This window comes from Enterobacter cloacae complex sp. OE43NF, from assembly GCF_023544405.1.
Classification (GTDB): domain Bacteria; phylum Pseudomonadota; class Gammaproteobacteria; order Enterobacterales; family Enterobacteriaceae; genus Enterobacter; species Enterobacter cloacae.
Genome location: NZ_JAMJFW010000050.1, coordinates 1 through 23,486, shown reverse-complemented (window position 1 = coordinate 23,486; position 23,486 = coordinate 1). Strand labels below are relative to the sequence as shown.

The 23,486-nt window shown below is 55.9% G+C and carries 26 protein-coding genes; 14 read left to right on the top strand and 12 right to left on the bottom strand.

Going from position 1 to position 23,486, the window contains the following annotated elements; genetic code table 11:
• Positions 1–2 precede the first annotated feature (2 nt).
• The 8 genes from M8370_RS19110 to M8370_RS19075 all read left to right on the top strand — a co-directional run bounded on the left by M8370_RS19110 (position 3) and on the right by M8370_RS19075 (position 7,167).
• The gene (locus M8370_RS19110; protein WP_013094845.1) at positions 3–656 is read left to right on the top strand and encodes an EcpB family pilus assembly chaperone; all 654 of its coding nucleotides are present in this window, start codon (positions 3–5) and stop codon (positions 654–656) included.
• Between the two features lie 72 nt (positions 657–728).
• Positions 729–923 carry a hypothetical protein gene (locus M8370_RS19105; RefSeq protein WP_013094846.1) on the top strand — a complete coding sequence of 65 codons (195 nt, stop codon included), beginning with the start codon at positions 729–731 and terminating at the stop codon, positions 921–923.
• Positions 924–945: 22 nt separating this feature from the next.
• Complete coding sequence (locus tag M8370_RS19100) at positions 946–1,131, top strand: hypothetical protein (protein ID WP_013094847.1); 186 nt, start codon at positions 946–948, stop codon at positions 1,129–1,131.
• A gap of 64 nt (positions 1,132–1,195) precedes the next feature.
• Positions 1,196–3,292 (top strand): peptidase domain-containing ABC transporter, encoded by a 2,097-nt coding sequence (locus M8370_RS19095; protein ID WP_250021598.1) that lies wholly within the window; start codon positions 1,196–1,198, stop codon positions 3,290–3,292.
• The gene (locus tag M8370_RS19090) at positions 3,289–4,038 is read left to right on the top strand and encodes a hypothetical protein (protein WP_250021597.1); all 750 of its coding nucleotides are present in this window, start codon (positions 3,289–3,291) and stop codon (positions 4,036–4,038) included. The genes M8370_RS19095 and M8370_RS19090 overlap by 4 nt, the downstream gene beginning before the upstream one ends.
• Positions 4,039–4,044: 6 nt before the next feature.
• Complete coding sequence (locus M8370_RS19085; protein WP_013094850.1) at positions 4,045–5,295, top strand: HlyD family secretion protein; 1,251 nt, start codon at positions 4,045–4,047, stop codon at positions 5,293–5,295.
• A gap of 89 nt (positions 5,296–5,384) precedes the next feature.
• Entirely contained in the window at positions 5,385–6,164 is a 780-nt protein-coding gene (locus M8370_RS19080; RefSeq protein ID WP_250021596.1) for an MBL fold metallo-hydrolase, read from the top strand.
• A 25-nt stretch (positions 6,165–6,189) separates the two neighbouring features.
• Positions 6,190–7,167, top strand: coding sequence for a GlxA family transcriptional regulator (locus M8370_RS19075; protein WP_013094852.1), 978 nt, complete (start codon positions 6,190–6,192; stop codon positions 7,165–7,167).
• Between the two features lie 60 nt (positions 7,168–7,227).
• On the opposite strand, the gene M8370_RS19070 is transcribed toward M8370_RS19075, so the two are convergent.
• The 5 genes from M8370_RS19070 to M8370_RS19050 form a co-directional block, all read right to left on the bottom strand.
• Positions 7,228–7,959, bottom strand: coding sequence for a carbonic anhydrase (locus M8370_RS19070; protein WP_250021595.1), 732 nt, complete (start codon positions 7,957–7,959; stop codon positions 7,228–7,230).
• A gap of 115 nt (positions 7,960–8,074) precedes the next feature.
• Positions 8,075–9,163: an AAA family ATPase gene (locus M8370_RS19065; RefSeq protein ID WP_013094854.1), complete on the bottom strand. Its 1,089-nt coding sequence runs from the start codon at positions 9,161–9,163 to the stop codon at positions 8,075–8,077.
• Positions 9,164–9,308: 145 nt separating this feature from the next.
• Complete coding sequence (locus tag M8370_RS19060) at positions 9,309–10,268, bottom strand: YbgA family protein (RefSeq protein WP_029881877.1); 960 nt, start codon at positions 10,266–10,268, stop codon at positions 9,309–9,311.
• A gap of 102 nt (positions 10,269–10,370) precedes the next feature.
• Entirely contained in the window at positions 10,371–10,781 is a 411-nt protein-coding gene (gene uraH, locus M8370_RS19055; RefSeq protein WP_013094857.1) for a hydroxyisourate hydrolase, read from the bottom strand.
• A gap of 99 nt (positions 10,782–10,880) precedes the next feature.
• The gene (locus M8370_RS19050) at positions 10,881–11,606 is read right to left on the bottom strand and encodes a MerR family transcriptional regulator (RefSeq protein WP_095455674.1); all 726 of its coding nucleotides are present in this window, start codon (positions 11,604–11,606) and stop codon (positions 10,881–10,883) included.
• A gap of 117 nt (positions 11,607–11,723) precedes the next feature.
• Here M8370_RS19050 and M8370_RS19045 point away from each other — a divergent pair, with 117 nt between their 5' ends.
• Positions 11,724–12,248, top strand: a complete 525-nt coding sequence (locus M8370_RS19045) for a lipocalin family protein (protein WP_029881878.1) — start codon at positions 11,724–11,726, stop codon at positions 12,246–12,248.
• A 3-nt stretch (positions 12,249–12,251) separates the two neighbouring features.
• Here M8370_RS19045 and M8370_RS19040 read toward each other — a convergent pair whose 3' ends face one another.
• Genes M8370_RS19040 through M8370_RS19015 form a run of 6 tightly spaced genes read right to left on the bottom strand, consistent with a single transcriptional unit; the run spans position 12,252 to position 18,284 of the window.
• Positions 12,252–13,262, bottom strand: coding sequence for a fimbrial protein (locus M8370_RS19040; RefSeq protein ID WP_052123654.1), 1,011 nt, complete (start codon positions 13,260–13,262; stop codon positions 12,252–12,254).
• A complete protein-coding gene (locus M8370_RS19035; RefSeq protein ID WP_023621018.1) occupies positions 13,262–13,777 on the bottom strand; it encodes a fimbrial protein in 516 nt (171 codons plus the stop codon). Before M8370_RS19035 ends, M8370_RS19040 begins: the two co-directional genes overlap by 1 nt.
• Positions 13,768–16,290: a fimbria/pilus outer membrane usher protein gene (locus tag M8370_RS19030; RefSeq protein WP_250021594.1), complete on the bottom strand. Its 2,523-nt coding sequence runs from the start codon at positions 16,288–16,290 to the stop codon at positions 13,768–13,770. The genes M8370_RS19035 and M8370_RS19030 overlap by 10 nt, the downstream gene beginning before the upstream one ends.
• Positions 16,291–16,313: 23 nt before the next feature.
• On the bottom strand, positions 16,314–16,991 hold the full coding sequence (locus tag M8370_RS19025) for a fimbrial biogenesis chaperone (RefSeq protein ID WP_023621016.1): 678 nt from the start codon (positions 16,989–16,991) through the stop codon (positions 16,314–16,316).
• Between the two features lie 53 nt (positions 16,992–17,044).
• Positions 17,045–17,629 carry a fimbrial protein gene (locus M8370_RS19020; RefSeq protein ID WP_013094864.1) on the bottom strand — a complete coding sequence of 195 codons (585 nt, stop codon included), beginning with the start codon at positions 17,627–17,629 and terminating at the stop codon, positions 17,045–17,047.
• A 52-nt stretch (positions 17,630–17,681) separates the two neighbouring features.
• Positions 17,682–18,284, bottom strand: a complete 603-nt coding sequence (locus M8370_RS19015) for a LuxR C-terminal-related transcriptional regulator (protein WP_250021593.1) — start codon at positions 18,282–18,284, stop codon at positions 17,682–17,684.
• A gap of 710 nt (positions 18,285–18,994) precedes the next feature.
• On the opposite strand from M8370_RS19015, the gene M8370_RS19010 reads away from it, so the two are divergent.
• The 5 genes from M8370_RS19010 (at position 18,995) to M8370_RS18990 (ending at position 23,019) form a co-directional block, all read left to right on the top strand.
• Positions 18,995–19,786: a winged helix-turn-helix domain-containing protein gene (locus tag M8370_RS19010; protein WP_155022527.1), complete on the top strand. Its 792-nt coding sequence runs from the start codon at positions 18,995–18,997 to the stop codon at positions 19,784–19,786.
• Between the two features lies 1 nt (position 19,787).
• Positions 19,788–20,270: a YqeJ family protein gene (locus tag M8370_RS19005; RefSeq protein ID WP_013094867.1), complete on the top strand. Its 483-nt coding sequence runs from the start codon at positions 19,788–19,790 to the stop codon at positions 20,268–20,270.
• A 238-nt stretch (positions 20,271–20,508) separates the two neighbouring features.
• A complete protein-coding gene (locus M8370_RS19000) occupies positions 20,509–21,396 on the top strand; it encodes a GlxA family transcriptional regulator (protein ID WP_248032057.1) in 888 nt (295 codons plus the stop codon).
• A gap of 85 nt (positions 21,397–21,481) precedes the next feature.
• On the top strand, positions 21,482–22,480 hold the full coding sequence (locus M8370_RS18995; RefSeq protein ID WP_094915737.1) for a class I SAM-dependent methyltransferase: 999 nt from the start codon (positions 21,482–21,484) through the stop codon (positions 22,478–22,480).
• Positions 22,481–22,581: 101 nt separating this feature from the next.
• A complete protein-coding gene (locus tag M8370_RS18990) occupies positions 22,582–23,019 on the top strand; it encodes an acetyltransferase (protein ID WP_248032056.1) in 438 nt (145 codons plus the stop codon).
• Positions 23,020–23,057: 38 nt separating this feature from the next.
• Here M8370_RS18990 and M8370_RS18985 read toward each other — a convergent pair.
• Positions 23,058–23,486 (bottom strand): hypothetical protein (locus tag M8370_RS18985; protein ID WP_250021592.1); only part of this gene is annotated, 429 nt, incomplete at its 5' end.

Below are 23,486 nucleotides of genomic sequence, written 5' to 3'. Positions count from 1 at the left end.
GTATGACTGGAAAATTCCTGGCTATTTTCGCAATAAATTGCTTCATTTCCGCAAGCGCAAATGCTTTAATTATTGAAAATCTAAATATTGATTTTCTACCTGAAAAAGAAGTTGTTTTTCAGCCAATAAAAAACGATACCAGCGTACGACAGAATTATACTGTTTCGCTTATTCAGGTTGATGTCCCAAAAGAACACGGGAAAGAGACTGAAATAAAAGATGGCGAGGTGATGTTCTCACCAAAACAGTTAACTCTGGAGAGCGGCGAGCGGGCCGGGTTTAAGTTTTATTATACCGGCCCGCACGACAGCAAAGAACGCTATTATCGCGTTAAATTCACCGAGACGCCGCTTCAGGCGCGGGTTGTGATGAGCAAAGGCCAACGCATTCAGTCGGATGTGGTGGTTTCGCTTGAGGCTATTTTAATTGTCCGACCATGGACAAGGCATTTTGATTATACGTTTAGTAACGGGGTGGTGAGTAATACCGGGAATACCTGGTTTAAATATGTCTCTTCTCAGGGATGTAGCTCACAATATAATGACTCAAAATATCTTCCACCGGGTCAACGGCTGGAAATAGATAATTACGCGCAGCCCGCAAGGCGGATGATTATTTATGGAAATAAAATCATCCCGCTTACGCGCTGCCCGTAACAACCGCTTTCCTTCATAAAAGGAAATTATCCTTTGGCGCAAGCTGAAGATTTACAACTACAGGAGAATAAAATGAAAGCGATTTCATTCGTAGAAGCGAAAGATATTATCGGTGGTGCATTAAACCCATTCGCTGGCCTCGTTAAAGGTGCACAGCTGGGTTATGACACCGGTGCAAGCATCATGGGCATGGTAGGCGGCGTGGTTGGCGGAATTCTGGGTGGCGCAATGGGCTTCCTGGGTGCGCTGGTTGGCAGCTACAACTAATTCAACGAACAGGAATACAATCATGCAAGTTATCGATTTCAAAAAAGCACAGGCCATCATCGGTGGCTGGGATCCGTTTGCTGCTGCCCTTCAGGGCGCGAGCGCAGGCTATAACGCAGGCAGCCAGATGTTAGGCGCGCTGGGCGGCACCATCGGTGGTGTGTTTGGCCTGGTGGGCGGCTTCATCGGCGGCTTCTTCAGCGCATAAGTTATCGACCTATGCTTATGGCCCGCTTTGCCGGGCCATTTTTTTATTTCAGCCACGGATAATTATGTTTTCGCTTTTTCAGTATAAAAAAAAGGGTAAGACACCCGTTATTCGCCAGCATGAATATACCGAATGTGGGCTGGCCTGCCTGGCGATGGTGCTGGGGCACTATGAACACCACGTCTCCGTCAGACAGCTGCGCAGGGAGCTTACCGTCTCTGCCGACGCGGGCACTTCGATGGCGGAACTCATGACCCTCGCCAGCGATAAAAATATGACGGGCCGGGTGCTCAAGGGCGAAATCACTGAAATTGAAAGTGCCGAACTGCCGCTCATCGCCTTCTGGCGCGGCAATCATTTCGTGGTGATCGTGAAAGTTGACGGGCGCAGCGTAACGGTCCACGACCCGGCCAGCGGCGTGCGTCGCTACAGCCTCAAGGAGGCGCAAAAACTCTTTTCCGGCTACGTGCTGGAGCTGAAGCCGACGCCGCGCTTCGACAAAAAATCCCCTGACGAGACGCTCACGCTGGGGCGGCTGGCCAATAAATCCCCGAGCTTGTTTCAGCGGCAGGTGCTGCTGTTTGTGCTCTCGATTTTCACCCTCATCACCATGCTGGCCAGCCCCACTTACGTGCAGCTGATCATGGATGAGGCCATCTCGCGCAACGACAACGATCTGGTGATCTTACTCACCGCCATTTTCGCTATCGTCTTTATTTTTGAAGTCATAGGTAAGTTCCTCAAGCAACTGCTTGAGATCCTGATGCGTAACATCGCCTATGACTACCTCAGCCAGTCGGTTCGCCGCTATATGCTGCGTACCCAGACCGGCTGGTTCCGCAGCCGTCCGCCGGGCATTGTGCTGGCGATTGAAAAATCGCTGCATGCCTGTGCGGAGTTCATCAGCAATGGCTATGTGCAGATCCTCTTTTCCAGCCTGATCGCCTTCACCAGCCTGCTGTTTATGCTGCTGTATAACGTGAAAATCGCCGTGCTGACGATGCTGCTGATGGGGGTGTTCTTCCTGATCCGCTTTTCGCTGATCGGCCCTTACCAGCGCGCGGTGGACGACTCCATCGAGCGCACCGCAAAGTATGAATCGCTGCTGGTGGAGACGCAGAAGGGGATCATCACCCTGAAGGCTAACAACATGGAGCAGGCCCGGGACGCGGTGATGGATAAATCCCAGCGTGAGCACATCGCCGGGCTGATGCGCAAAGAGCGCCTGCTGGCCCGCTTTGATGTTGCCTCGCTGCTGGTGATCAACGCCGAGCAGCTGCTGGTGGTCTGCTTCGGCGCGTGGCTTATCCTGGAAGGGCAGATGAGCATCGGGATGCTCTACGCCTACATCAGCTACAAACGCTATTTCTCCGACGCGATGGTACAGGTGGCGCAAAAGCTGCTGGACAAAAATGCGCTGAAAGGGCCGCTGGATCGCGTGGGCGACCTGCTGTTTGCCCCCTCTGAAGCCAGCCAGTTTGGCCGGAAGATTGTGACTTCACCCGTCAGTCTGGCCTTTGAGGATGTCTCTTTTGCTTATCCGGGACGTGAGGCGACCCTGCAGCACATCAACATGACGCTCAAGCAGGGCGAAGAGGCGGTGATTGTCGGCCAGAGCGGCTCCGGGAAAACCACGCTGCTGCGTCTGATCTCCGGGATGTTGCTCTCCACATCGGGCAGTTTGCGGATCAATGCGATCCCGATCACCGAGTGCGATCTCTCCTCTTTGCGCCAGCATATTCGCATTGTGCATGCGGACGATATTCTCTTTACCGGCTCCATTCTGGATAACCTCTCCTGCTTTGATAGCGCGCCGGACAAAGAGCGGGTGATTGCTGCCTGCCGCCTGGCGGAGATTGACCACGTGGTTGCGCGTCTGCCGCACGGATACGAAACGGAGCTGCTGCCGGGAAATACCTTTTTCTCCGCCGGCGAGATGCAGCGTCTGGTGCTGGCGCGCGCCCTGTACAGCCAGCCGAAGCTGCTGCTGTGCGATGAAGTGACGGCAAACCTCGATAAAACCACGGCGCAGAAGGTGCTGGCGAACCTGCGTGGTCTGGGGATTGGCTTGGTGTTTGTCACCCACTCGCCGGAGGTGGTGGGCTGTCACGGACGGCTCTACACCATGGAAAACGGCACGCTGCGGGAGAGTGAGCAATGATGTTTCTGCCCCGTCTCTACGCCCGACTTTGCGCCCGGCAGGCCGGACGCACGCTGCTCGCAAGCCGGATCACGCAAAACTACAGCCAGTTTATGCGCTGCCCGGAGACTGACGTCCCGCCCGATTTTCTGCGCCAGAACGCCCTGGAGATGAGCGGCTTTCATTTTGTCGAGCAGATCTTCCCGCCCGCGCTGTGGCGGCGCAACGTGCGTTTCGATCTCCACGCCCGGGTGGCGGCATTTACCCGCGAGCAGGATTTCTATTCTCAGCCCCGCACTCTGCTGCTGGGCATGCGCTGGGCCGGATTTGGCCTGATCGCGGATGCGCTGCTCGCCACCGCGCCAGACGACGTGCGCTTTCAGTTTGTTACCCGCCTTCCCGCGCTGCACAAGCTGATGGCGGCACACGAGGAGCGGCGGGCAGGGGCGTTTTTTACCCCGCACCGGCTGGTGACCGTGCTGCTGGTGGATGAGCGCCTCCCGGATGCGCCGCTGTTCATGACCCAGGCGGGCGACCAGAAAGCGTGGTTAACGGACGTGTCGACGCGCTTTTTAACGCGCAACGGATACGTGATTCGTACGCTGCTGCCCGGCTGTTCGCTGCACTCGGCGGAATTTGCGCTGGAGAGCCAGACCTATGCCCCTGCGGAGTACCGTCAGGCCGCCACCGCCACGCTGAACGCGTTGCGTAAAACCCCCACGCTCTGGAGTGCATGGGACGATCTTTCAGTGATTTATCATGGATGACATGTCGTGAAATTAAGAAACCGAAACCGACAACGTCGGGCGCTGATCCCGCACCATTTTTCAAAGAGCTACGAGATCAACGCCCCGCGGCTGAAAGGCGTGTTAACGCTGTTTATCTCCTTTTTTCTCTGTCTGCTGGTCTTTTCGATCGTCTTTAACTTTTCGGAAACCACGCTGGCGCGCGGGGTGCTGATCCCGGCCCAGGGGGATGTGGAAGTGCGTGCCAGAGAGTCCGGCACCATCGTGGATTTTGCCGTACGTCCAGGCCAGTACGTGAAAGAGAATGACCCGCTTTTTACCGTGTCGCAGGACTACGGCGGCAAGCAGGGCTCGGTGGTGCAGTTCGATCGCCAGCAGATGGAGGCGGAGAAAAAGCGCAGCGAGCAGCGCGTGCAGACCATTGAAGATTCTATCGCTACGTACCGGAAAAATCTGGCGCAGCAGCTGGATATTGCCGACCGGCAGATTGTGGTATCCCGCGACAAAGTGAAAAAGCTGCGTGCGTTGCTCAAAAACAGCACCGATACCTATGAGGCGTGGAAAGCGATATCCGGGAAAGGCTATGTGTCGAAGGTCGATCTGGATAAAAGCCACAACGACGTGCTCAACGCGCAGCTTAACCTGACGCTGGAGGAGAGCAGTATCCTCGATCTGGAGGCGCGCAAAACCAGCCTGACCGACAGCACTCAGTCGCAAATCGACTCCCTGAGCCAGGAGCTGCTGTACGTGAAAAACCGGATCAGCGAAATTGACCGCAACCTCTCCAGCCGGGGCAGCTCTACGATGGCCATGCTGGCCCCTGCCGATGGCTACGTGGTAGCGATCAACTTCCCGCCGGGCCGGGCCATTACGCAAAACAGCGAGGTGGTGGTGGTGATCCGTAAAAACACCGCCGCGTCGATGGAGGGGTACCTCTATGTGCCAGCTACGGGCGTGGGTCGGGTGGCGAAAGGGGATAAGGTGAAGCTGCGCTTTGACTCCTGGCCGGTGGATAAATATGGCTCGGTGGAGGCCACCCTGTCTGATTTTTACGAGGTGAATATTGATGCGCATTCGGCGCTTATCCCGCTCCAGGAGGGGCAGAACTACTATCTTGCCAAGGTGCGGGTGCCTTCCTGGTTTACCGATCCGGACAACAAAAAGCGTCTGCTGATGGGCGGGATGACGGTTAACGCCGATATCGTTATCGATCGCAAACCGCTTATCAATCTGCTGATTGCGCCGCTGGAGCGGGTGCGTAAACGGTTTATCGATTGACCCGATTTCATCGTTCATCGCCCATTAGCCCACAGGCTAACGCCGGGTCGCGGGCTATTCTCCTTATCACACGCACAGGAGAATAGCCCATGAACATCACTCATATTCGCAATGCTACCCAACTGATCACGTATGCCGGTAAACGTTTTTTGATCGACCCGATGCTGGCCGCAAAAGACGCTTACCCCGGTTTCCCCGGCACGGCGCGGGCCGAGATCCGTAACCCAATGGTTGAACTGCCCGTTGACGTCAGCACGCTGCTGGACGCCGATGCGGTGATCGTCACCCACACCCATGACGATCACTGGGATCGCGCGGCGGTGGAACTGATCGCCAAAGACAAACCGATCTATGTGCAAAACGATCGTGATGCCGCGCTGCTGCGAAGCCAGGGTTTTCATAACCTCACGGTCATGACCGACGAGACCACTTTCGGTGATATCCGCATCGCGAAAACCCACGGCGGCCAGCATGGTACCGATCGCGCGTACGCGGTGCCGGAGCTGGCAGAGCGTCTGGGCGAAGCCTGCGGTGTGGTTCTGCGCCACCCCGACGAGAAAACGCTCTACATCGCGGGCGATACCGTCTGGCGTGATGCGGTGGCGGCCGATCTGCAAAAACACCAGCCGGATGTGGTGGTGCTTAATGCCGGATACGCGCATGTGATCGGTTTCGGGCCCATCATTATGGGGGAACAGGATCTGCTCAACGTTCACTTCCTGCTGCCGCAGGCAAAAATTGTGGCGGCCCACATGGAAGCCATTAACCACTGCCTGCTGAGCCGCCGCGCGCTGCGGGAATACGTGGAAGCGAACCAGATCGGTGATGCGGTGAGCATTCCCCAGGACGGCGAAACCGTTATATTCTGAGCACCAAAAAGGGAAGGAGAGACAGATGCCACTTATCAACGTCGCGATTGTCGCGGTGGACGGGTTTAGCCCGTTCCACTACTCCGTTCCCTGTATTCTGTTTGGCGACGCGGTCTCCGGCGAAAAGCGCTTTAACGTGACGATCTGCGCCGAAAAACCCGGTGTTCTCACCTCAAAAGAGGGCTTTGCCCTTAACGCGACGCAGGATTTTTCAGCCATCGCGCAGGCGGATATTGTGGTGGTGCCCTACTGGCAGCACGTGCTGGATCGCCCGCCTCAGGTGCTGCTCGACAGCCTGGTGCAGGCAAGAGACAACGGTGCGGAAATCGTCGGGCTGTGTCTGGGGTCGTTTGTGCTGGCGTATGCGGGCATTCTCGACGGCAAGCGCGCGGCCACCCACTGGGAGTTTGAACATCACTTCCAGTCGCTTTTTCCGCGCGTCCAGCTTGATATCAACGCCCTCTATGTGGATGACGACAATATTATTACCTCCGCCGGGACCGCCGCCGCGCTGGACTGCTGCCTGTATATCATCCGTCAGCGCTTTGGCAGCGTGGTTGCCAACCAGATCGCCCGTCGGATGATTGTGCCGCCGCACCGCGAAGGCGGTCAGGCGCAGTTTATTGCCCAGCCGGTGCCGAAGGACACCCGCGACGCGCGGATTAACTGCCTGATCGACTACCTGCAGCAACACATTACCGAGCCACATAATCTCGACTCGCTGGCGAAGGTGGTCTCGATGAGCCGCCGCACGCTGACCCGCCATTTTGTCAACGCCACCGGCATGACCGTGGCCGACTGGCTCACCGCCGAGCGCCTGCGGCGCAGCCAGATCTTACTGGAAGCTGGCAATATGCCGGTTGAACGCGTGGCCGAGCTGGTGGGGTTTAACTCTGCGGTGACCTGGCGACAACAGTTTAAGGCGCGTTTTGGCGTCAGCCCGACGGAGTGGCGCAAGACGTTTCGTATTCAGCCGTCTGTAGCCAGGCATGATGCGACATGAAGTAACACCGTCTTTTAGGCCGGGAGACCCGGCCTGCGGATGCTTTTAACTCACAACACCTTACTGAACAATCACGCGGCCGTTCAGAGGCTGAAGCGGACGGTTATTGCTGTGCTCAAGCGCTTGCTTAAACATCTCCAGCTGCTTTTCTGACAGGGTGACGGTGTTTTTCATCACCAGCCAGCGCAGCCCTTCGGTGCACGGTGGGGTGGTCAGCGAGCCGCTGAAGCGATAGTAGTGCAGGTCAGCCGGGAACAGCGGACGAAGATCGAGGTGTTTATCAATCGAGATTTCGTGGTCCTTTTCCTTCGGAAGGCGCGCCAGCAGCGGGTTGAGTGCGCTGTTTTCCGGGCCGACCTCAAACATAACGGCAAGCACTGCGACGTCGCCCTCTTTGCTGGCATGAACAAAGTGCGCTTCCAGCGGGAAGGATTTGCCGTTGATCCGGTTTTCGCTCGGGGTGTGGAAATGGTACTGGCGCAGGGTAAAGATTTGATCGTCCAGACGGAATTCATCTTCGTCGCTGGCGGTCACCTGCAGGGTGTGGCCGTTGTTCACCAGCTTTTCGGCGGCGGTATGGAAATTCATTTCCAGCGGCGGCAGCGTGGCGTTATAGGCGTTACGGATATCGATGGGCGACTGGAGTTTCCCGGTCTTGCAGGTGGCAAACTCGTCACTGAGCTCGCCCCAGTTTTCCGGACCACTCTTGCCTTCATACGTCCAGTGTGGGGCAGACCCCGCAAAGACAGAGGCAGATAAGGCGAATAAGGATGCGGTCAGAATGTGTTTCATGTTGTGTCTCTCAGAATAAGAAATGCGCGTTAAAATACTGATGGCATTGTACTCTTTTCCAAAAGACCCGTATTATATTGTGGTTATTTGCGTTAAAGAAAATGCAAGCCCCTTCTTACCCCAGCTTCTCCATCTTCGTCTCTCCTTCCGTCATTGACAGCTGATACAGCGAAAACGATCGGTGCTTCTCAATCAATGTCGCCAGCTCCGGCGAGTGGCTGGTGAGCCAGATCTGCGAGTAGCGGCTGGCCTCGGCAATCAGGCTTGCCAGCGCGGGCAGCATCTGCGGATGCAGGCTGTTTTCCGGTTCGTTGAGGGCGATAAACGCCGGTGGGCGCGGGCTTAACAGTGCCACTGCCAGGCACAAAAAGCGCAGCGTGCCGTCAGAGAACTCCGCCGGTTCCAGCGGGCGGCTTAAGCCCTCACGCTGCATCATCATGCGAAAACGTCCGCCGGTGTTGTCGCTGTAAAACACGCAGCCGGGGAAAGCCTGATCAAGAATGCGCATCAGCAGCAGTTCATCGCCAATCTCGACAATGGTCTGAAACGCCGCCGCGAGGTTGGCGCCGTCGCTCGCCAGCACCGGAGAGCGGAAACCCACCTGCGGGGCACGCATCATGGAGCCGCTTGCAACGGAAAACTCATGATAAAAGCGCCAGTTACGCAGGGACTCGCGCATCTGCGACACTTCCGGGTAAAGGTGCGGTTCGCCGAGCTGGCCGAATACCGATTCGTTCTCGTACAGCGTGCCGCTGTGGGTCACTTTCTCGTGATGGACGTTATTCAGGAAAACCGCCTGATTTCTGCGCTTCATCAGCTGTGCCGACGGGCGGCGGTGCTGCCCGCTCAGCCAGAGCGACTCTTCCTTGATCACCGGATCGAGCTGAAACTGCGAGGGATAGGGCAGCTTCTCAACAAAGCCTACCTGCAGCTCGTATTCGTAGGTTTCGGTTTCTACCGCCAGGTTCATCCGTCGCAGCTGGTCGCTGCGGGTTTTACCCGCCCAGAACACTTTCAAAATCCCGCCTTCATTCGCCAGAGCCTGAGAAAACTGCCCCTGCGCGGCGCTGTGCATCAGGTGTATCGCCTTGTAAATATTTGATTTTCCGGTGCCATTCGGGCCGAAGACAATGTTGAGCTGTTCCAGCTCCAGCGACATATCGCGAATTGAGCGGTAGTTTTGAATGTGCAGGGTGTTAATCACAGGCTGATCCCTTTTTTGCGTTATAACCTGTATATATTTACAGCCTTTCAGGCGAAATGCAAAAAAGAGACGACAGTGAGGATGTCGTCTAAACGGGCTACTGCTTCGGGCCCCTGAGGGTCAATGGGGGCCTTCGCCTTATTGATTATTTAACGGCCAGACGCAGACCCAGATCATCAGGATAGGGATCAAAGTAGTTTTGCGTCATCAGATACTGATCCGGGTATTCGGCAAGGTAATGTTTTAGCAGCGTGATCGGCGCAAGAATGGGCAGAAGCCCTTCTCGGTAATGCAGGATCACGTCACGAAGCTCACCCCGCTGGCGGCTGTTAAGCTGGTTACGGAAATAGCCCTGAATATGCATCAGCACGTTGGTGTGATTTTTCCGCGAGGCGGGCTTTTTCAGGATGGTCATCAGTTTTTCGCGGTACGCCTCGAAGAACGCGTCCAGATCGTCCCATTCATGCAGCGAGGCGACAAATGGGCCAATCTCACGGTAACCCGCCTGATGGTGTGCCAGCAGCTGCAGTTTGTAGCGGCTGTGAAAATCCAGTAGCGCGCGGCGCGTCAGGCCGTTTTTACGCAGCGTGTTCAGTTCGTGCAGCGCAAAAACGCGCTCGACGAAGTTTTCCCGCAGCACCGGGTCGTGCAGACGGCCATCCTCTTCTACGGGCAGCCACGGCCAGGTTTCAAGGAGCGCGGCGGTGAACAGCCCGACGCCCTCCTTGCGGCCCCGGTTGCCGTTTTCATCGTACACGCGCACGCGTTCCATGCCGCAGCTCGGGGATTTTGCACAGACGATAAACCCGGCGAGATCGCCGATCTTTGGCAGATAACTGGCCGTAAAGTCGGCCATTTTCTGCGTGACGTCATCATGCGGCGGATGGCTAAAACGCATCTGCGTGTCGCCGCCGGTCGTCATGATCAAACGCAGCGCAGGGCGTGGTGTAGGCAGGCCGATGGCCATTTCGGGGCAAACGGGTCGGAAATTCACCCACTGGGCCAGCTCATCCATGACGAAACCCATACGCTTATGCCCGCCGTCAAAGCGAACGGCGGACCCGGTCAAGCAGCCGCTAATACCCAGCACAGGTTTCGTTGTCATGGTATGTTCCTCCAGAGCCAATACTTAAAACTTACACAATCTTGCTTATTTGTCCAAGTATTGGCGGAGGTATTTTTTATTGCCGTTTAAAATCAACAGGTTTTAACTGCCCTTGTAGGTTGAATAACCGTACTGACTCAGCAGAAGTGGAATGTGCAGTTTCTCGTTGGTCCGGGTGACGGTAAACAGCACCGGTACTTCCGGGAAGAATGTCTCCAGCTTTTTAGCGTGGAAATAGTCTGCGGTTTTGAAGGTCACTTTATACACGCCAGGCTGCATGTCCTGTTCCTGGGGATAGAGCGATTTGATACGTCCGTCATGGTCGGTTTTGCCGCTGGCAACCGGGATCCATTTGTCCTGCTGCTGCTTTTCCAGGGTAACGGTGACATCCGAAGGCGGCATGCCGGTTTGCTGGTCGAGAACGTGTACGCTCAGCGTGCCGGCAGGGGCACTGAAGGCGGCAGGGGCAAAAGCCATGGAGGCCAGGATCAGCAGAGGGGCAGTTTTTTTCATGTTGTTTTCCTGTGAAGTTGACAGTCACAGGAAAACGTTAGCATCTGCGGCGCGGAAAAATATTCAACTTTTCGTGAAGATTCCCGCAGGAGAAAATCATTAGAGGATAATGACCTCAAGGGAAAGCTGCTGCTGCCACTGCGCCACCTGTTTTTTCCGCGCGGCGGTCAGTTTACCGCTGGTGACCAGCAACCATTTGCGATCGGGAAATATCTCCGGTGCCAGCGTGGCAGGGGGCGTGGGTAATACGTCGATGCGGTGACCCTGACCGGTCCGCGACAAGGCTTCGAGCCAGATTTCACCCGAGTCGTTCAGGTACCAGCCGCTGAGCAGAATGTTATCGCCCGGCGCTTTTTTATCGCCTTCGAGGCAAAACGAGGTGTAGGCGATGAGGATGCCGTCGAGGATCGCGCGCAGGGTCATGGCGGCGGCGACGTTGGCGGACACCTGGCTGCGCAGCGGACGCAGCACGTTGGTCACCAGCTCAGGTCTGGGGTATTCGCGGCCCGCGTCGTAAATCATCTGGCGCAGGGACTCGATTTTGCCCCCCTGCAGGCGTTCCAGCATGTTCTGCTGTAGCGTTTGCCAGTTGTTGGTCCGGCGGGGTACAGGGCGCTCAAGCAGGGGTTTTACCTGGCCAATGGGCACGCCTTTTTTCACCCAGTCGAGGATTTTCAGCGCCTGCTGAACGTCTTCATCGCTGTACTGGCGGTGGCCGCCCTCCGTGCGCTGTGGCTTGAGTAAACCATAACGACGCTGCCACGCCCGCAGCGTGGTGGCGGTGATGCCGCTAAGTCTGGCGAATTCGCCGATGGAGTAAGCCATGTCCATGTCCAGAGTGGAGGAATACTCTCAATATACTACGAATTTTTCAGAACGGGATGAAGCGCCGAAAGGGTGCACTACACTTAACATCCAACCGTGCAAATGAAAGGAATTCTCATGAAGCTATGGCCTGTTGTCACCGGGGTTGCCATTGCGCTGACCCTTGTAGCCTGTAAATCCCCCACGCCGCCGAAAGGCGTGCAGCCTATTTCCGGTTTTGATGCCAGCCGCTATCTCGGCAAGTGGTATGAAGTCGCCCGCCTGGAGAACCGCTTTGAACGCGGGCTGGAGCAGGTGACGGCCACCTACGGCCAACGGAGCGATGGCGGAATCAGCGTGCTTAACCGGGGTTACGACCCGGTGAAGAACAAATGGAACGAGAGTGAAGGCAAAGCGTACTTTACCGGCGCGCCAACCACCGCCGCGCTGAAGGTTTCGTTCTTCGGCCCGTTCTACGGCGGCTATAACGTCATCAAGCTGGACGATAAGTACCAGTACGCGCTGGTCAGCGGCCCGAACCGCGACTACCTGTGGATTTTGTCGCGCACGCCAACCGTGCCGGACGCGGTGAAGCAGGATTACCTGAACACCGCGCGCAGTCTGGGCTTCCGGGTCGATCAGCTGGTGTGGGTAAAACATTAACCCCTACTGGTACGAGAACGTAATGCTTGCCAGCGCGTTCGCCGAGCCGGGGACCAGTTCGCCGGTTCGGATGTATTGCGCCTGGAACGGCAGCGACAGGGTTTGTGCCGCAGTGGTGCTCTGGATAAAGAACTGATTAGTTGTGCCCGCCGCCGAGCTGTCCGGCCCCATCATCAGCGGGCCGGTGCCGTTATAGAAAAACTGCACCCCTACGCCGGACGCGGTGGAGTCGCCGGTCAGCGTCACCACCGACGAGGTGTTTGACGGCGTGGTCTGATCGGTCATCACCGCGCTCACCGCGACGTTCGCGTCACAGGTCAGGCTGACGTTAAACGCACCCGAAGGCGATGTACTGCCCACGGTGGTCAACGTGCGGATATCGATCGTACCCAGATCGACGTTCGCGCTTTTGGTGCCCACCGTACAGCCGCTCGCCGTCACGGTGATGGTGGTGGGGTTAATGATGACCTTTGCCGTTTTGACCTCGTTGTTATAGGCGGTCACCACCGCAGCGTCGAGGGTGGGGATCTGGTAAACCCCTGACTTCAGTGCTGTCGCGGTCTTAATAAAGGTTACCTTGGCAGACCAGCCTAAACTGGTTGCATAACCGCTGGTGCCCTCTGCAGGATAGCTTTGGGTAATACCGCTTTGCAGGGGTATCCAGGCCGAGCCGTTAAAATCTTTTAGCCCGATGATATACCCCACCCCCGGCACGCCGGTTTCAAAAATGGTGTAGTTCACCCCGTCGACGGTGACCGTTGTGCCGCTGGAGATCGCGCTGCTGCTCGGCTCCAGCGTGCCTTTGGAGCAGGTAAAGACCCAGCCGCACCAGAACACTTCCTGTACGCTGACGGAGGCGCTCCAGGTGGAGCCGATAATGCTCCCCGGCACCACCGAATCTGCCGGGCCGCTGTAGGTCATCGGCTGCGGGGAGAGGGTGATATCTGATTTCCATTCCATCGCCTGTGCGCTGGCGCAGAGCAGTAATCCGCTAATAAACAAGAATAAACGCATCATTGATACTCCGTGGTCCAGGTGGCAAAAGCGGAGACGTCTCCGGCATTCACCGGCGCGCCCGTGGCGGCCAGCCGAGCGTAGAAGGTCATCTCTACGCTGTCATCGCCCGGCGTGCCCCGGGCGGTGGTTTGCGTGTCGAGGGGGATCAGCCCGCCGTCTTTATCGAGTATCTGCACCGCCACGCCGGTGGCGCCGCCGTCGGCAATTTTCACCAGCTGCGGGTTGTCGTTATCCGGCGTGCCGCTGAAGCGGATTTTGACCCCGGCAAAGGTTGGCCCGCACGCTTCAAGCCTGATCGTGAAGGGCGTTTTGATATTGCTGACCGCGCCTGCACGGGGGAATTGTTTAATCCCGATGGTGCCCAGCGGAACGTCCTGCTCTTTAGAGTCCGCCGCAACAACGCAGGTGTTGCCGATCAAATTCCCGGTGACGGAAACCAGCACGTCATAGCCGCGAACCGGGAACGTGAAGATCAGCAAAGCGATGCTGAACGTCCGAAGCGTTACTGACATACCACCTCCTGTGAATAGAGCCCGGTGCGGGCGTTATAGCTCTGCTTGTTCAACGCGTAGTTGATGGTGCAGCGCTGGTCGCTGTTGCGCCCCCATACGGCACTCAACGTGCCCTGCTCGGTTAACCCCGACAAATACAGGCTGCCGCCGTCGCCGACGATGCCGCTGGTTTTGTCATCGTTCAGTGAGACCAGCGTACCGAAGGGCAGCACGTCGTTGCCGCGGCGCACGACAAACATCGCTTTTTTCCCCTGGCGTGTGACAAGGGTGGCGCGAACCAGCGCGCCGTCGGTCGGCGTTTTGTTGACGATGGCATTCTCCAGCTCCACGTCATTACCTGCGGTTGTGACATCCAGCGCGACCTGGTTCACGCGGTACGGCGTGGCGTAGGGGATCACCGCGTAGCCCCGGCTGTCGGTTTTGATACCCTTGTGGTTAAGCACGGCAACATCGCTGGCGCCCGGGGCTTTCACCAGAATGTTGGTGTTGCCGAGCGGCTGGCTCAGCGTCAGACCATCTTCATGCAGCACCGCGCCGCCGCTCATCCCGTAGCTGAGGTTGCGGGAATCGCGGGTATAGCTGTAGCCCAGGTTGTAGTCTCCTTTTGCGCCTTCGTATTGCAGCGTGGCGTCGCCGCCGTAGTGCTGCTGCGCGCTATAGCGCTGGTTGACGCTGTAAAACAGGTTCTCCTGGCCCGGCAGATAACCGCTCACGCCGGTACTGGCCGTAGTGCCGGTTGAATCCGCATGGGTGGTGGTAAAGCGGGCGCGGGTCGACAGCGCCGGGTTGCCCAGCGGCACCGAAAGTGACATCGCCAGCACGTTATCTTTTTTGTCGTCATACAGGCTAGAGCTGCGCTGAACGCTGACGCCAAGCGACACGTTACGAAACGTGGCATTCCACGCGAACTGCAAACTTTGCGTGGTTTTCGACGTGTTCCAGTAGGTTTGCTGATCCCACGACAGCGACAGCGAACCGTATTGCCCCATCGGCTGTGACAGCAGCAGCTGGTTTTTGGCCTTACGCGACATGCGCAGGTTATATACCGTGTCGTAGTGGGTGGTGACGGTGCCATCGTCTTCCACAATCTGCTTTGGGGATCCGCCCGCCATGCCCTTGTACGTGGTATCGCTCAGGGTATAAAACCCTTTCGTTGAGTAGCGCAGCGAGAAAAAATTAACCCGCGTGCCGATATCATTCAGCAGCTTGCTGTAACGCAGGCGCACGGAATCGCCGGTGTAGTGCTGGTCGTCCGCCAGCTGGCTGCGGGCGTGGGTCAGGTCGATGGAATACGCGCCAAAGCGCCCCAGGTTCTGCCCAATCCCGAAGGCCAGACCGTTATAGCGATCGGCAAACTGCGCCCCACCGAAAAACGTCAGGCCATAACGCCAGCCGTAGAACAGCTCGCCCTGCGCGAAAGAGGGCGCATCCTGATGGCCCATCGGACGATATTTCCCTGCTCCCAGGGCATATTTCAGCTGTCCGTTACGCACCAGGTTTGGCACGCTGGCATACGGAAGCGTGTACTGCGTCTGGCTGCCGTCGTTCTCCTGGATCGTGACTGCGAGATCGCCCCCGGAAGAGGTCGGGTAGAGATCTTTCAGCACAAACGCCCCCGGCGGCACTGAGGTTTGATAAATGATGTTGCCGTTCTGGCGAACCGTCACCGTGGCGTTGCTGCGGGCGATGCCGCGCACTTCCGGCGCATAGCCGCTCAGGCTGGCAGGCAGCATATTGTCATCGGTTTTCAGGGCAATGCCGCGCAGGCCCACGGCGTCGAACACCTGGGCGGAGGTATACGTTTCCCCGGCGTAAACCTGCGCGTTCAGGGTGGGAATATCCCGCTGCAGCCAGGTCTGCACGTGGGTGAGTTCGTTAGTATCTTTGGTCCACGTGGTGAAATCACGCAGCCGCCACGCGCCGAGATTGATGCCGCTGTTCAGGCTCGCAAACAGCTGCTGGTCGCGCGTGCGCGTCTCGCCCTGATAGTCATTGTTCGAGCCGTTTACCACATAGTTCAGCCACGCGGCAGGAATGCCCGCTTCCCAGCTTTCCGGGCTGACATACCCGCGCGGCAAATTGCGCATCGCGCTCTGCGGTACGGTGAAGCTGAGGGAGAGCGTCTGCTGGTCAAAATCAAACCGGGTATCGGCAAACGCCTCCGTCAGAAAAATGCAGCGCTGCGCGAGCGGCAGTGCGCCGCCTTTCGCCTGCTGGCTGTCGATGCCCAGCGCCGCGATCTGTTCAGGCGTGAGGCATGGCAGGGCTTCCCCTGTATTTTCAGCGGTGCGGAACGTGATATTGCCGGTGAACGCATAGTTGTTATTGATATACACGTTGAGGTTGTGATCGCCCGGCGGCAATGCGCTCCCGGCGTTGACCCAGGCGAGATCGGCGCTGTTGGCGCTCTCACCGTTGAGGAACGCAGGGTTAAATTGCAACGCGCTTTCAGCCGCCATGGCCTGCCGAATTACCAGGGAGATCACCGTGGCACACAGGATTTTTCTTTTCACGTGGTCACGCCTCACAGTCGGGATTATTGGGACAATGCCGCGCGTGTCGCGGGCGTCCATGCGCCGTAATCGTTAATGGTCTGGTAGCTCACGCTGCTGGCGTGGCTGAAGGTTTCGCCCAGCGTTACGCTGGATTTCGGCGGCACCATCACCGGCTGTACCGGCATGCCATCGATTTTCAGGTTGATGGTGGTGAGGTAGTACGGCGTTGGGTTGCTGAGCGTGACCTTTCCGCCGCGATAGGCTCCGGTCAGGCTTTTCCAGGCGTCCCCTGCGCCTTGCCCAAGGCTCTCCGGGCGATAAAACACCTTGATGCGGTTTGCCGAAGCAAACTGCAGCGAATTGCCGGAACCGCTTTTGGTCTGCTGCGGGATGGCTTTCACCGTCATCCAGTAGAGCGTTTCGCGATCCTCTGGCAGGGCTTTACCGTTAAACATGATTTTCACCGCGCTTTCGCTGGCCGGTTTCATGACGAACAGTGGCGGCGTAATAACGAAGTCGTTGGTTTTTTGCCCTTTTTCGTTTTCCATCCATGACTGGATCAGGAACGTGGCGTCGGGATGCGTGTTCCTGACCTGCAGCATGGACTGGTTGGTAGTGCTGGAGTAAACCATTCGCGTGGCGCCCAGCCCTACGCCGCCTGCATATGCGGCGGATGAACATAATGAAATAGCCAGACAGATCCCTGCTTTTGCGCGCATGGTGCGTCTCCTTAAAGCTGAGTCAGGCCCGGCCAGCGAACCGGGCCTGAAAATTACGAGTAGGTAACGGTGTAGGTTGCAACCGCGCTGGCATCACCCGCCGTGGCGTTGCCCTGCGGTGAGTAATATTTCGCGCTGAAGTTCAGGGTGTTGGCCCCCGCACGCAGAGGAATGGCGGCGGCAGGTTCACCCAGCTTCACCACCTTGCCCTGCTCGTCGTACAAGCGAATCGCAACGTGCTGCGCCGAGTTAGCGCCGCCGTTTGCGCCAACGGCCAGGCTGTTGGCATCGGCCGCATCCGGCGTACCGGTGAAGGTCACGGCCACGGTGGTGGCGGCAATCGGATTGTCTTCCGTTGAGGCGGAGGTATCGGCGATTTCGCAATCTTCCAGGGTGATGGAGAAGGCTTTCGCGGTGCTGGCTTCACTGCCTGCCGCGGCCAGCGTGGCGGTACGCACTTCGCCCATGTCGACATCAATGTTGGCGCTGCCAGCACTGATGGCGCAGGCTGAGGTCACCACCTTGCCGCTGAAGTTCACCGTACCGCCGCTGGTGGTTGCAGCGAACGCCGACCCTGCTGGCAGTACTGCCGCAACGGCGACGGCAAGCAGTGTTTTCGTTTTAAATTGAGCTTTCATTGTCCTGATTCCATGTTGTCGTTATGTCGGGTTGTGCTCTTGGTCGACAGATCTAACTGGTTAAAAAGACCAGCAAATCTGTCTTATTTCTGAGCCCAAGTTTTCTTATCGCTGAGCTTTTTAACGCGCTGACGCGGCGGTAAGAAAGCTGCTCTGTTTCGGCGATATAACGCATATCCAGACCTTTTCGCAGATCCTTCAATACTCGCCATTCGCCCGGCGTCAGCGATAACGCCGTGGGTTTCTTTTTTGGGCGATATCGGCTATCGACCATTTTTAATAAGCTGGCTCGCCAGTGATAAAGTGGCTCCTGCAGCGAGATATAGGCATCTATATCGCCGCGTATCCACAGCCAGGAATTGGCTGGCGCGGAATACATACAAATAAGGACGTCAGGCTGGCGGGATTTGATGTTTTTTATATATTTCAGGCAATCAAATCCCGCGTGATACTTTTCCGTGCCGGATAAAAAAATGACATCAACGGGGGTGGTTAAACACACGGTTACCATTAATGAATAATCATCGCTTGATGCTATTATCTGTATTTCAGGAACCATGTTTTTTAATACCGCGGCGATCCCCTGACGTGAAAAGTGATCGCCTCCCAACAGTGCGGTTGTTAAATGACGTTTATTTCCGGTTTTATTCGCCATGTTATTCCCTCGATTTATAATTGTAATGAGGCTCGCCCGTCTGGCAGAACGATGCCTGTATTTTCGAAGCAATTAAGCATTGCACGGTATGGAGTCACTATACGGATAGTGCGAAACAGGTAATCTGAATTAATCTTAATTTGTATTAAGTTGAGCTAAACGGATTTCTTCATTATCTCCCTGCCGTACCGGCTGCCTCATATTTGCCTGTAATTAATCATACCGACACTTTTTAATGAAAAGTTGGCTTTACTAAATGTTTTGTAAGGAAATTGTCTGGTGGTGTCAGGTATTCGGCCTTGTTACTTACTTCTGCTAACAATTTCAGGGTGAAACTGTTAATTATGCCAGGGCTTTTCGACGAGTTTGGGATGACTGAAATTGCCGACAGGCCGCGTCTTATCTGGTTTCCTCGGAAAAAGTGAATAAAGGTCTCTGAATAATTCAGACACGGATGGCCGAAGCGTTCAATTCGCCGTTTTGTCGAGTTTTGTCAGTGTCAAGTCCGCGTGGGGAAAGGTAGCATGAGGCATTTTCAGGTGCTTTGCCAGATCTCATATGGCCAAAAAGGCGGTTAAGAGAACTTCAGATAAGCGGTTAAGAAAAAATAAAAATAAGATTTTTCGCCAGGCGCCAGGATATACAGACGCGGGTTTATCGGTCACATTAATCCTTAAACCGGCGTTTACAGGAGGTATTTAACGAGTCTTATGCATAAGTATTATATCATTAATGGCATCGTCGAGTTTCATCCTGCGGCCAGCACATTACGCGACCTCAATAATCCTGAACAGGTGGTGGTATTAAACTCGCCTGCCGGACGTTGTTTGCTGTTATTGATTGAAAGAGCCGGGAGTATTGTCACTCAACAGGAGTGTATGGACATTGTCTGGCAACGTCGGGGAATGATGGTGTCGCCGAATACCTATTACCAGAATATCTCTATTCTGCGTAAGGGGCTGAAAAAAGCCGGGTTTGAAACCGATCCAATCGTCACGATCCCCCGTATTGGCCTGACGCTGGCAAGCGATACGCAAATTACGATTAAAGAGGCGCAGTTGCCCTCGGCAGAGCCAGAAGCACCGGTCCAGACCGTTCAGGAAGAGGCTGGCGTACCGCAGTCCGTGGCTCCTGTCACTCCCGTTGCTCCGGTTGCGAAACGTCGCTTCTGGCTGGTGGGCGCACTGCTGGCGCTGCTGTCAATCGTTAGCGTGAGCGTCATCAGCTATAGCCGGCCACATGACAGCTATTTTGTGGACGGTTACCGCTTCACGACAATGATGGGAGAGTGTCGGCTCTATTTTGCCCGCGATATCGAGACGCCGCAGGACAGGGAAAAAGCGCTGGCCTATGCTGCGCCATTTAAAGATGAATGCAGCAGTTATCCCTGGATCTATATCAGTGGATATAGCCTGTTGCCGCGTGCTTCGGTGATCCGCTGCGACCGGGCAATGACGGAACCAAACCGTTGTATGTCAGATTACTTTATTCAGGATCATTAATATGGCTCGTTACCGTCAAACGCTGTTAACGCTCTGTTTGTGCCTGCTGGTGGGGGCGTTAGCCGCTGGTTATTATCTGTGGCAGCGTTATTACATTCACCCTTTTGCCTGTCAGGTGAACTTTATTCAGCACCATCCTGAAGAGACACTGACCCTGTGGCTAAATTATACGGTGGACGGTAACAACGGCACGCTCAGCATGAACGGTCGGGTGAAGAGCGATCCGGGTAAGACCTTTAATCGTAAAATATTCTTTCAGGTAGAGCGCAAAGATAATGTCTATTACATGCGATCTGTCCGCAATATCAAATTCCCCGATGATGACGTGAGCGACAGCTGGCTGGAGAAGTACGAACCGTTATTTTTCATCTACCCCAACGAGAGTATTTATATGCGAATTAAGAAACAGCAGAATGATAATTATTTATTCATTCTGGGGACGTTACCGACCTATGTGTGCCACCCCTCAAAAACGGAGGGCTGAACGGGAAAAGCGTTGCTGTTTTGTGGTCATCATTTATACTTTATTGAACCGCTAAGAAATATCTTAGAGTAATATAAGAGCAACACAATATGTTGCGATAATGTAATTAATATTTTTTGGCAAGGTAATGAAAACTTTAATTGATGACTCATGCAGGCGTGGTTCTGCACGAAATAAACCCCTGCATATCGGTTTATTTCTGTGGCCCCATTTTTCATTATTAGCCCTATCGGGGTTAATGGAGGCGTTACGTACGGCGTCCTGTGTACAAAAAACCAGACAGAAAATTGCGTTCAAACTCAGCCTGATAAGCACCCGGGCGGAATTGCCCATCACCAGCAGCGCCGGTATTAGCGTGCAGCCTGAAGCCGCGCATCTTACTCCGGGGGAATACGACTATATTGCCGTGATTGGCGGAAGCCTGGAGGATCTGGATAAGGGGCTCCAGGACGACCGGGCATTTCTTGTAGAGGCGCATCACAACGCCATTCCGCTGATCGGTATTGGCACCGGGAGCTTTATCCTGGCGGAAGAGGGGATCCTCAATGAACGGCGCGCCTCGATCCATCCTTATCATCATGACGTCTTCACGCAACGGTTTCCGCAGGTTTATGCCGAGCAGGGGCTGGATTTTATCGATGAAGGCGATGTGCTGACCTGCCCGGGCGGGATCTCGACGCTGACGCTAACCACGGCGCTGATTCGCGCGCATGCGGGCGACGATATTGCCGCTACCACGTCACGGCGTTTATCGCTCTCACCGCACACCGTTACTACCCCACGGCCTGCCAATATTGCGCTGATCCCGGACTCGCGACTGCGCAGAGCGGTGATGATCATCGAACAGTACCTGACACGCCCGCTTAGCGCCGCCGGGCTTGCCCAGGACGTCAAGCTGAGCGAGCGTCAGCTTAATCGCCTGTTTCACGCCGAGTTTGGTAAAACGGCACGTGAATTTATCCGCAGCGCCAGACTGCGCTATGCCTGCTGGCTGTTGAAGAACTCGCAGCAAAGCGTCACGGACATTGCGCGGCGGATGGGCTTTAGCGACTGCGCCCATTTTATTCGTCATTTCCAGCTTGAGTACGGCTGTACGCCAGGGGTGTGGCGCACGTCGCAGAGCTAATGCCCCGATTTCGTGCTTTCTTCGTAGGGTATTACTGGTTTGCCTGGATACACTTCCGTTAAAAGCCCAACGGGGGGACGATGACATGAACTGGCAGCCTTTTCGCGGCAGCGCACCGGGAAATATGACCATTTTCAGCGCCTCATTTCCTGATGTCAGCGACCAGTGGCCGATGAAAGACGAGACTGCCCGGGAGATCAACGCGCTTAACCGGGCCCTGAAAGCCGACCCGGCGCTTCGCCCTCCGCTGATTGAATACGAAGAGGGCGGGCATGCGGTGCTTGTCCCGCAGAACCGTTACTCCGAACAGGCTTTTCGCAACCGGCCTGCGCTTCTCGCGTGGCGCGCCCGGCTGGTTCCCACCGCGCTGGCGCTGTTTGTGGTGCAAAATCCGCTGGAGGAGCGCCTCCCCGAAGGCACGAAAATGGACAGCGACAGCCGCCAGTGGTTTATTCACGCTAACGACGCCATCGGCGTGCGCTCCCGCGCAAAAGTGCTGGCTGCGCTGGTAGAGAAGTACATCCATAACGAGAGCGAGAACAACTGGGTGAGCCTGGCCAGCGGGGCGGCCATTCCCGTGCTTGAGGCGCTGCGCAACGCAAAGCTCGACGGTCAACAGGTGTACCTGACGCTGGTAGATAAAGACCCCGTCGCGCTGAGCTGGGCCGAGACCATGGCCGCGCAGGAGGGGCTGGTTGTGGGCGAACAGCTGACGCTGCTCAGGCGCAACCTGCTGCATACGCTGGTGCGTAACGACGATTTACTGCTGGAGCTGGGCGAGCATCAGGCCGAACTGGTCGACGCGCTGGGCATATTTGAGTACTTCAACGATACCGATGCGGTGACTTTCCTGCAGCGCGCGCTGCGGCTGGTGAAGCCCGGCGGGGCGGTGATTGTGTCGAATATGCTGACCAGCAGCCCGCAGATCGACTTTGTGCTGCGCGGTATTGGCTGGGAGGACATCCATCCCAGGTCGTTGCAGCAGTTGCAGGATATCCACCTCGCGGCGGGCGTGCCGGTGGAGAATGTCACCGTGGTGGTGCCAAAGGATGGGGTGTACGCGGTGATGGAGGTGAAGGTTTAGCGCGATCGGTTCTCTCTCCCTGTGGGAGAGGGTTAGGGTGAGGGGGAGCAGCACGCACAGCGTGACTTGCATTAGTTCGGTTTTCCAAACATGATCCCCTTATGAAAATAGAAACCGCACATCCCTCACACTTCGAACGCCTGGTCGCAATCTGGGAATCCTCCGTTCGCGCTACCCATCACTTTTTACAGGAAAGCGATATCGCGGCTCTGCGCCCGCTATTGCTCAACGCGTATCTGCCAAACCTCACCGTCGTGATGGCCCGCGATGATGCAGGTGTTATCCACGGCTTTTTAGGCGTGGATGAAAACCGCATTGAAATGCTGTTTGTTGATGATGCGATCCGGGGAAAGGGCGTGGGGAAATTACTGCTGCACTATGCCATCGCAGAGTTTGGTGTAAACGAAGTGGATGTGAATGAGCAAAACACGCAGGGCGTCGCGTTTTATCGCCATATGGGGTTTGTGCAGGTCGGCCGCTCAGAGGTTGATGGGCAGGGGAATCCGTTTCCGCTGTTGCATATGCGGTTGGCTGAGTAGCCTTGACTCCCTCTTCCTGAGAAGAGGGAGCCTGCAAGCTAGTTACTGGTAATTTGCCCGATGATTACGCCATGCATTTTTTCGCCATTGAAGTAATAAGAGACTGTATTGCTCTGGGTGAATCCATTCTGTACTGGCGTCTCCTGATAAAATAGCATCGCGTTGTTTTTGGCGATCTCTTTCTTGCCGAACACTTTGACCAAATTCTCATGAGTCGCATTTAACAATGGAACATTAGCAACTGATACGCTGACATGCTCCGTTGTTTTTGCACACTCTTTATGGACGCCATCCCGGGCAATAGCTAGTGCAGTCAGCAATCCTGCACCCATTTCGTTATCTGAAATGAACCAGTAATTCGTACCATCGTCGTTATGAAGGCAGACCCAGCGTGCGGAACTGTCTTTCTCAACTGATGCACTGGTAATATCTGACAGCCGAGACACTTCCATTTGAATCGTTTTCTT